The sequence below is a fragment of the Cobetia sp. MC34 genome (assembly GCF_018340035.1).
Lineage (GTDB): Bacteria > Pseudomonadota > Gammaproteobacteria > Pseudomonadales > Halomonadaceae > Cobetia > Cobetia amphilecti.
Map to the genome: position 1 here is coordinate 1 of NZ_JADPPY010000056.1, position 8275 is coordinate 8275.

Consider the following 8275-nt stretch of genomic DNA (forward strand, 5'->3'; position numbering starts at 1 on the left):
CCCGATAACGACTCAACTGTATTCCTGCCTGCGTGACCATTTTTGCAATGCTGCGAGCGCCGGCAGAGCCGTTACTGACGGTATGCGCCTCGACAACCTGATCCAGCAGCTTCTGCTCAGTCTCACAGGGCCTTCTATCCCGGTCACGCCAGGCCCGGTAGCTACTGCGATGCACCCCAAACACTTGACACAAGTGCTGCACCGCATAGCTCTCTTCAAGTCGCTCGATTATCGAGAATTGCTCAGGGAGTCCGACATCAAGAGAGCGGTAGCCTTTTTTAATATTGCCTTCTCTTCCTCCACCCGCCGCAGCTTGCGCTTCAGTTCCTGGATCTCACGCTGTTCCGGCGTCAGAGCCTCACCTTTCAGCGGCGCCTTGCCTGCTCGCTCAGCCCGAAGCCTGCGTACCCAATATTCCATGGTGGATTTGCCAACTCCCATGGCCTCACACGCCGCCTTCAGCGTGTAACCCTGATCGACCACGAGTTGGGCCGCTTCCAAGCGAAATTCCGGGCTGAACGTTCTCTTCTTCGTCATCATCTGCACCTGACTGTCTCTGTGAGTGATCATACACTCAAAATCAGGTGGCCAGATTCACTATGCCACTACACACCCGATCGCCGCGGCGGCCTCGACGATCTCGGTGGGACGGCCGATGAGCACCGGCTCGGCGATGCCCAGCCTCGCCGCCTCGCGAAGCGTCTCCAGCACGGCGGCCTGGGCCGCGTTGACCACGGCGACGCGGATCGGGTTACCGCCACCGGCTCGCTGAATCAGATCATCGAGCGTCGCAAGGGCCACTGGCGTTGCCGTCTGGGTCATGTCACCTCCTGGGTGTTGGTTAATGTGCGCTGCACGTGCCGGGCGATCATCCGTTCTTCATTAGTGGCTACGACCTCTGCTTAGACGGCCCTGTAGCGTCGACATCTATAGATCCCGAGCCCGGTTGATCTGCTGGGACAGACGCATCGCCTCGTGTTCCTCCAGCTTCAAGAGCTCGCGAACGAGATCCCGAGCCTCGGGGATGTCGGCGCGTCCTTCCAGGTAGCGGTATAGCGCGATGACCTGATCGTGCAGCGAGAAGACTTCCCGGCTGATGTCTTCGAAGCCCATCTCGGCATAGGGCAAATTGCACGCCTGATGGGGTTTGATGGGCGCATGCGACAGATAATCGTAGACCCAGGTGTTTAGGGCCTTGGGGTCGGCCTGCTTCTCGAAGCTGGCCACGGTGTGCTCCAGGACCGCCTCGTGATCGGCGAGATACTCCAGCAGTGATTTGGCCCGTGCCTCCTCCTGCCGGGTGGCACAGTGCCTGAAGCACTCGGCCAACTGGGCATGCAGCTGGCGAGTCCAGTCGATCAGGTCATGAAAGGTCTCGATCTTCATTTATTGCTCTCCATTAGTGGGTTGCTCTATAGGTATTGGCTGTAAACCGGGTCGGCTTCGACTGGGTCACTCGTTCTCGCTCCACCATCCCCCGCCGTAGAGGCTGCGAAACCCCATCTCGTACATGCTGTCGCGGGTCGTGCCGGCAAGCTCCAGCGTCGAGGCGATAGAGTCGCTCAACAGCGTCTCCCATTGCCGATAGGGGGTGTCACTATCGATCGGCGCCGGTGCGGTCTCTACCATCTCGGCCAGCCACTTCACACCGGTCATCCAGGGGGAGAAGCGTTCCGAGTACATCAGCCGGCTGGTCCGCGCCGGATGCAGTTGACGCAGCACCTCGGCTGACCAGGGGGTGGTGTAAAACCGCACCCAGGGCCCGACGAAGGTCTCGTAGAGGGCCACATTGTGCTCGGAGAGCGCTCGCACCCCTTCGAACGCCGGGGCCTGGTCGGGAAAGTTCAGGTCTTCCACGCGGCGCTCCTCGAAGCGCACCTGGAACTGGGGCTTGTGACAGTCGGGGTCGCCGGTGGGGTTGTCGATGCGCATCTCGTAGAGGCCAGGGGCCAGGTCATTCAGATTGCCGACGCTCTCGAGGATCGCTCGGTGCTCGAGGCGCGCCACCTTGGAGGAGACGAAGATGCCCAGATGCCCGACGTGGGGATTGAGCAGGTAGACGATACGCTGGTCGGCGGCCTTGAGTGCCGCGGTATCGGGATAGACCGCGGGGATCCAGTTGAGCGCCTGATGGGGCGGGGTGATGTTGTCGCCGCCGGAGGCGAAGATCACCAGGGGGTTGCGGATGCGCTTGAGGTCGACGCTACAGCCGGGGCAGACCTCGAGCTCGCCACGCTCCAGCTTGTTGCCGACGAAAAGGTTCTCGACGATGGCAACGATCTCCTCTTTGCTCAGGCTATAGAAGCCCGTCCACCAGCGCTCGAACTCGAGGAAGCGTTCGCGCTGGCCGTCGATGTCGGCGAACAGCTGATAGTCCTTCTGCCACAGGGTATTCGCAGGCTTGAGGGCTTCGAAGTTGGTGGCGAGGTTCGCACCGTCGAAGCGCCCGTCTCCCAGGTCGGCCATCAGGTGCGTCAGCCAGGCACCGCCAAGCAGGCCGCCGGCGAGGCGCATGGGATTGACGCCGGATTCGCCGGACCAGTAGGAGAGCGGCGAGCCGTTCAGCACCGCCGGCCCGACCAGACCCTCGCAGTCGGCGGAGAGCAGCGCGATGGCCCAGCCCGCCTGGCAGTTACCGTAGAGCACCGGCGGCTGGCCGGGGTGGCGCTCGGCCAGCGTCTCGACGAAGCGGCGCAGGACGTGCAGCACGTCCTCCAGTGTCTGGCCGGGGACGGGCTCGGGGAAGAAGATCACGAAGTAGACCGGGTGTCCCTCGTGGAGCGCCATGCCCACCTCGGAGTCGCGCTTGAAGCCGCCGATGCCTGGGCCGTGGCCGGCACGCGGGTCGACGATCATCACTGGCGGCCTAGTCTCGTCGAGGCAGCCCTCCAGGCAGTCCTCGCCGACCCGGGTGATGCGCAGCAGGGCATAGTTGGCGGGGCGCGCCAGTCGACGGCCATCCACGAGCATCTCGTAATCGAAGTCGAGCAGTGGCGGCTTGCCCGCCTGCTCATGCTCGAGCATGTTGTCCGCGCGCTCACACAGCGTGTCCAGGTAGCGTACGCCGCGTCGCCACAGGTCGGTCTGATAGGCGAGTAGCTCCGTGGCCGGGTGGCTCGGGAGGGTGCCTTCTTCGGGCTCGGGTGCGGTCATCGGGGCGTCCATCTCTGGTGGGGCGGTGGGTTGGCGCTTGCGCGGGGTTTTATGAGCCGTGGGTGGCTTGGTGGTGGATGTTTTGGCGGTCATAGTGGATACCTCTCAGTGTCAGGATGTCGTGGGCGCCGATCTCGATCCGGGACTCGGACAGGAAGCGGTACGGCGGAACCTTCAGGTTGATCGGCGCCGGCACCGCCTTGAACACGCGTCCGGCGAAGTCGAACTGGGAGCCGTGGCAGGGGCAGAAGAAGCCCCGGGCGAGTCGTCGCTGACGACCACGATCGTGCCGACGAGAAAAACGTCTGCTTTTCATGACTGCACCTCTGGGATTTTGTCCTTACAGGCGCCAGCCACTCGTACTCGCCATCCGCAGGTGCGGAATGAAGCGTGGCGTGCGGGCCGCGTAGGTCTGCCATTTGTCGCCAAACTGGCGCGCTACGTCGCGCTCTTCGTGGATCGCCAGTCGTGAGTACATCCACACCAATACCGGGAACATGACCAGGGTCAGCAGGGTGGGCCACTGCAGCAGGAAGCCGGTCATCACCAGCACGAAGCCGGCGTACTGGGGATGCCGGACATGGGCATAGAGCCCGGTGGTGGCCAGTTCTCCCCGCCGCTGGGCGGTATAGAGTGACCGCCAGCCGGCGGCGATGAGCCAGAAACCCGCGGCGATGAACACCATGCTCAGCAGATGGAACGGCCCGAAATGCGGGTTGGCCTGCCAGCCGAACAGCATCTCCAGCAGGTGGCCCGCATCGTGGCTGAACCAGTCCACCTCCGGGTAGCGCGACTGCAGCCAGCCGGAGAGGAAGTAGAGGGTCAGCGGGAAGCCGTACATCTCCGTGAACAGCGCCACCAGGAAGGCGCTGAAGGCCCCGAACGAGCGCCAGTCGCGGCGCGTCTGCGGCTTGAAGAAGCTGAAGGCGAAGAAGATGAAGATCGCCGAGTTGAGAATGACCAGGCCCCACAGCCCATAGGCGGGTACGTCATCACTCATCGCGTCCTCCCTTGTGATCATCATGCCCGCCATGACCCCCGTGGCCTCCATGTCCGCCGTGCATGAACACATGCATTAGCGGACAGGCGAGCAGGATCAGCCAGGGCAGGGCACCGAGCAGGTGCACCTTGTGCTCCTCCCAGAGCAGGAAGCCCATCACCGCCAGGGCGATCGCCACCATGAGCCAGAAGCTGCCTTTGCTGGGTCCTCGCTCCAGCCACCCCTTTTCGTCATGCATGATCAAATCCTCACCCGGCGCAGGCGCAGCGAATTCATCACCACCGACAGCGAAGACGCGCTCATCGCGAAGGCGGCGAACATCGGCCCGATCAGGATGCCGAGGAACGGATAGAGGATCCCGGCGGCGATCGGTACGCCGGCCCCGTTGTAGACCAGGGCGAAGAACAGGTTCTGCTTGATGTTGCGCATGGTGGCCAGCGACAACTTGCGGGCCCGAACGATGCCGTCGAGGTTGCCCTTGACCAGCGTGAAGCCGGCGCTTTCGATCGCCACGTCGGCGCCGGTGCCCATGGCGATGCCCACATCGGCCTGGGCCAGGGCGGGAGCGTCGTTCACCCCGTCGCCCGCCATGGCCACCTTGCGGCCTTGTTCCTGCAATTCGCGGATGATGCGGGCCTTGTCCTCGGGCAGCACGTCGGCGCGGATCTCATCGATACCCAGTCGCCCGGCCACCGCCTTGGCCGTCCGCTCGTTGTCGCCGGTGGCCATGATGATGCGAAAGCCAAGTTTGTGCAGCGCCTTCAGGGCCTCGGGGGTGGTCTCCTTCACCGGGTCGGCGACGCTGACCAGGCCGGCGATCTGGCCATCGAGCACGACGAACATCACCGTTTCGCCTTCATCGCGGCGGGCGTTCGCGGTCTCGGAGATCCGGCCGCCATCGAGGCCCAGTTCGGCCATCAGCTTGGCGTTGCCGAGGGCCACCGACTGGCCGTCCACGACCCCCTTGACGCCCATGCCGGTCACGGCTTCGAAATCGGTGGCATCGGCGAGGGATACGCCACGTTCTTCGGCGCCGGCGACGATGGCCTCGGCCAGTGGGTGTTCCGAGCCACGTTCGAGGCTGGCCGCCAGGCGCAATACCTCGGCCTCGTCATGCCCTTCCTCGGGCAGCACCGCCACCAGCTTCGGCTTGCCTTCGGTCAGGGTGCCGGTCTTGTCGACCATCAGCGTATCGACCTTGGCGAAGCCTTCCAGCGCCTCGGCATTCTTGATCAGTACGCCGGCCTGCGCGCCGCGTCCGGTGGCCGTCATGATCGACATCGGCGTGGCCAGCCCCAGTGCACAGGGGCAGGCGATGATCAGCACCGCCACCGCCGAGACCAGCGCATAGGACAGCGCCGGCGCCGGCCCCCAGATCGCCCAGGCGATGAAGGAGAGGATGGCGACGCCGATCACCGCGGGCACGAACTTGCCCGCCACCTTGTCGGCGAATTTCTGGATCGGTGCGCGGCTGCGCTGGGCGGCAGCCACCATCTCGACGATCTGGCTGAGCATGGTGTCGGCGCCGATGCGGGTGGCCTCCATGACCAGGCTGCCGGTGCCGTTGATCGTGGCCCCGGTGACCTTGTCGTCTTTGACCTTTTCCACCGGCACCGGCTCGCCCGAGATCATCGACTCGTCGATCGAGGAGCGGCCCTCGACCACCACGCCGTCCACCGGCACCTTGTCGCCGGGGCGCACCCGCAGGTGGTCGCCCACCTGCACGTCTTCCAGCGCGACCTCTTCTTCGCTGCCGTCGGGCCGGATCACCCGCGCGGTCTTGGCGGCCATGTCCATCAGCGCGCGGATCGCCTTGCCGGTGCCTTCACGGGCGCGCAACTCCATCACCTGACCCAGCAGTACCAGGGTGACGATCACCGCCGCGGCCTCGAAATAGACGCCGACGGTGCCGTCTTCCCGGCGAAAGCCGTCGGGGAAGACGCCCGGCACCAGCACCGCCACGATGCTGAACAGATAGGCCGCGCCGACCCCCATGCCGATCAGGCTGAACATGTTGAGGTTCATGGTGCGGAAGGAGTTGTAGCCGCGCACGAAGAACGGCCAGCCCGACCACAGGATCACCGGCGTGCTGAGCACCAGCTCGATCCACATCGCGTTGCGTTCACCGAAGAAGTCGCGAATGGCCCCGAGGCCCAGGTAGGGGCTCATCGTCAGAATCAGGACCGGAAGCGTGAGCACGGCCGCGACCCAGAAGCGTCGGGTAAAATCGACCAGCTCGGGATTCGGCCCTTCATCGCCGACCGTCGCCGATTCCAGCTCCAGACCCATACCGCACAGGGGGCAGGCACCGGGAGTGGTTTGGCGCACCTCGGGGTGCATCGGGCAGGTGTAGACGGCGCCGGCATGCCCGGCCGGCACCTTGTCGTACTTGCCGCCGTGGGCCGGCGCGGAGGCCCCATGACCATGCCCGTCATGCGTCTGCGAGTCGTCGCTTCCCACGGGCACGAGGTGCATGCCGCACTTGGGGCAGTCACCCGGCTGGTCGGAGACGACCTCCGGGTGCATCGGGCAGGTGTATTGGGCGCCACCCTGGCTGCCGGCGGCGTGTTGGTCCGTATCGCCGCTGCCTAGTGTCGGTGCCTCGTGCGAGGCATGCCCGTGACAATGGTCGTGTTGGTGTTGCGTCATGGAATCGTCTCCGTCGCTTCCGCGTCTTGATTCAACCTCGTGGCCCTATCTCGATAGGGTCGAAACTAATAGTGCCGTATCCAATAATCAGGAGGTGCGATCAAAGCAGAAGATCGCGCTTGCGTTGCTCGTACTCCTCGCGGTCGATTTCTCCCCGGGCGTAGCGTTCTTGAAGAAGGTCCAGGGCCGTTGGCCGCCGTTGAGAAAATGGCTCGCCCCGGCCTCGGGTCAGGCCACGCACCAGGAGAACGGCCAAGGCAATGACGATGCCCCAGAACAACACCATCATGAGCCCGCCGAAGAGCATATGCCCCCAGCCGTAACTCCCCATATACGCCATCATGTCGCCCCACATGGTCGGATCTCCTTTTCTTGTTACTTACTTTGCCCTGACATCAGGCTAAAGCCTGCGGGTAACCCAAGGGTCAAGAGAAGGTAGAGATGAAAGTAGGCGGCTCTTGATCCCGGACAGTTTCCGACCTCTTCAGTGGAATGGAATCAACGCCGCACGCATGCGTTGAGGCCTTCGGTATTGAGTGATGGATTCGTTCATGGCCTACGCTCCGCTGTGTCGGTTGAGGCGTGTGACAAAGAAGTTGTATAGCGGGCCGAAGACCAGGGCGATGTACCAGCCGTAGCCGAAACTTTCGACCAGCCCCAGGAAGAAGCTTGACCAGCTGAGCCAAGTGAAGCCTGGCAACAAGCGCAGCCAGCTCTTATACATCGCCTGGTCGGGAAACAGCAGATCGTAGCCGACGCAAAGGATGAAGGTTACGGCCAGGAACAGCCCCAGGCTCATCCCGAGTGCGATCATGGGAATCCGCGGCGTTGCCTGAACCGGCAAGCGAGTTCCTGAACGGGGCTTGGCTGTCAACGGAGCATTGGCATCAGGCATCTTTGTTCTCCGGTTGGAGGGGCGAGGCCGTTGCACCAGGGACGAGATACTGTTCGGGCGCGGCCTCGAAGCGCTCCCGGCAGTCACGAGAGCAGAAGTAAAAGACGTGGCCATCGTGGACGCTTGGCTTGGCCCCTTTCGTTCTGACGGTCTTGCCGCAGACGGGGTCGACGTCCTCGGCTGGCGGAATCCACTCCAGCCCTTCAGTTGCACGTTGATTCCCTGGGCTATCGTTGTCGTGTTTGGTCCTGCCATGGCTGTGCCCCATGACGTGGGCGCCACAGCCGAACCGCATCATCAAGAAGAGGATTGCTGCCCAAAGCAGGAAGTAAAACTGTAGTGGCACAGTGAATCTGGCCACCTGACTTCGAGTGTATGATGGCTCACAGAGACAATCAGGTGCAGATGATGACGAAGAAGAGAACGTTTAGCCCGGAATTTCGCTTGGAAGCGGCCCAGCTCGTGGTCGACCAGGGCTACACGCTGAAGGCGGCGTGTGAGGCCATGGGGGTTGGCAAATCCACCATGGAGTATTGGGTTCGCAGGCTTCGCGCTGAGCGGGCAGGCAAGGCGCCGCT

11 protein-coding genes and 1 pseudogene are annotated in these 8275 nt (G+C 63.5%); 1 reads left to right on the top strand and 11 read right to left on the bottom strand.

The features are described 5' to 3' along the window. Window positions 1-228: 228 nt before the first annotated feature. The 11 genes and pseudogenes from IZU87_RS16600 to IZU87_RS18095 form a co-directional block, all read right to left on the bottom strand. The gene (locus IZU87_RS16600) at window positions 229-537 is read right to left on the bottom strand and encodes an IS3 family transposase (RefSeq protein ID WP_043337211.1); all 309 of its coding nucleotides are present in this window, start codon (window positions 535-537) and stop codon (window positions 229-231) included. A 60-nt stretch (window positions 538-597) separates the two neighbouring features. Further along, a complete protein-coding gene (locus tag IZU87_RS16605) occupies window positions 598-822 on the bottom strand; it encodes a hypothetical protein (protein ID WP_087720112.1) in 225 nt (74 codons plus the stop codon). 105 nt (window positions 823-927) lie between these two features. Continuing rightward, window positions 928-1386 carry a hypothetical protein gene (locus tag IZU87_RS16610; protein ID WP_043337196.1) on the bottom strand — a complete coding sequence of 153 codons (459 nt, stop codon included), beginning with the start codon at window positions 1384-1386 and terminating at the stop codon, window positions 928-930. Between the two features lie 66 nt (window positions 1387-1452). Beyond that, the gene (locus IZU87_RS16615; protein WP_213115273.1) at window positions 1453-3153 is read right to left on the bottom strand and encodes a DUF3141 domain-containing protein; all 1701 of its coding nucleotides are present in this window, start codon (window positions 3151-3153) and stop codon (window positions 1453-1455) included. A 49-nt stretch (window positions 3154-3202) separates the two neighbouring features. Then, window positions 3203-3409: pseudogene (locus IZU87_RS16620) on the bottom strand (hypothetical protein); the annotation flags it as partial. 84 nt (window positions 3410-3493) lie between these two features. Continuing rightward, window positions 3494-4153: a methyltransferase family protein gene (locus tag IZU87_RS16625; RefSeq protein WP_087720110.1), complete on the bottom strand. Its 660-nt coding sequence runs from the start codon at window positions 4151-4153 to the stop codon at window positions 3494-3496. After that, window positions 4146-4391, bottom strand: a complete 246-nt coding sequence (locus tag IZU87_RS16630) for a DUF2933 domain-containing protein (protein WP_052384922.1) — start codon at window positions 4389-4391, stop codon at window positions 4146-4148. The genes IZU87_RS16625 and IZU87_RS16630 overlap by 8 nt, the downstream gene beginning before the upstream one ends. 2 nt (window positions 4392-4393) lie before the next feature. After that, window positions 4394-6802 (bottom strand): copper-transporting P-type ATPase, encoded by a 2409-nt coding sequence (locus tag IZU87_RS16635; protein WP_245163154.1) that lies wholly within the window; start codon window positions 6800-6802, stop codon window positions 4394-4396. Window positions 6803-6902: 100 nt separating this feature from the next. After that, complete coding sequence (locus tag IZU87_RS16640; RefSeq protein ID WP_043337204.1) at window positions 6903-7157, bottom strand: SHOCT domain-containing protein; 255 nt, start codon at window positions 7155-7157, stop codon at window positions 6903-6905. A gap of 201 nt (window positions 7158-7358) precedes the next feature. Then, the gene (locus tag IZU87_RS16645) at window positions 7359-7697 is read right to left on the bottom strand and encodes a DUF5676 family membrane protein (RefSeq protein ID WP_249330708.1); all 339 of its coding nucleotides are present in this window, start codon (window positions 7695-7697) and stop codon (window positions 7359-7361) included. Continuing rightward, window positions 7690-7995, bottom strand: a complete 306-nt coding sequence (locus IZU87_RS18095) for a YHS domain-containing protein (RefSeq protein WP_349305202.1) — start codon at window positions 7993-7995, stop codon at window positions 7690-7692. Before IZU87_RS18095 ends, IZU87_RS16645 begins: the two co-directional genes overlap by 8 nt. Before the next feature lie 110 nt (window positions 7996-8105). Between IZU87_RS18095 and IZU87_RS16655 the strand changes: the two genes are divergently transcribed. Beyond that, a partial coding sequence (locus IZU87_RS16655; protein ID WP_249330709.1) for a transposase occupies window positions 8106-8275 on the top strand: 170 nt, incomplete at its 3' end.

What these genes read in the sequence shown, in the direction of transcription:
- IZU87_RS16640 (WP_043337204.1), bottom strand. Translation starts at nt 7,157, where the DNA reads ATGTGGGGCGACATGATGGCGTATATGGGGAGTTACGGCTGGGGGCAT.
- IZU87_RS16625 (WP_087720110.1), bottom strand. Translation starts at nt 4,153, where the DNA reads ATGAGTGATGACGTACCCGCCTATGGGCTGTGGGGCCTGGTCATTCTC.
- IZU87_RS16635 (WP_245163154.1), bottom strand. Translation starts at nt 6,802, where the DNA reads ATGACGCAACACCAACACGACCATTGTCACGGGCATGCCTCGCACGAG.
- IZU87_RS18095 (WP_349305202.1), bottom strand. Translation starts at nt 7,995, where the DNA reads ATGATGCGGTTCGGCTGTGGCGCCCACGTCATGGGGCACAGCCATGGC.
- IZU87_RS16600 (WP_043337211.1), bottom strand. Translation starts at nt 537, where the DNA reads ATGACGAAGAAGAGAACGTTCAGCCCGGAATTTCGCTTGGAAGCGGCC.
- IZU87_RS16605 (WP_087720112.1), bottom strand. Translation starts at nt 822, where the DNA reads ATGACCCAGACGGCAACGCCAGTGGCCCTTGCGACGCTCGATGATCTG.
- IZU87_RS16630 (WP_052384922.1), bottom strand. Translation starts at nt 4,391, where the DNA reads ATGCATGACGAAAAGGGGTGGCTGGAGCGAGGACCCAGCAAAGGCAGC.
- IZU87_RS16645 (WP_249330708.1), bottom strand. Translation starts at nt 7,697, where the DNA reads ATGCCTGATGCCAATGCTCCGTTGACAGCCAAGCCCCGTTCAGGAACT.
- IZU87_RS16610 (WP_043337196.1), bottom strand. Translation starts at nt 1,386, where the DNA reads ATGAAGATCGAGACCTTTCATGACCTGATCGACTGGACTCGCCAGCTG.
- IZU87_RS16615 (WP_213115273.1), bottom strand. Translation starts at nt 3,153, where the DNA reads ATGACCGCACCCGAGCCCGAAGAAGGCACCCTCCCGAGCCACCCGGCC.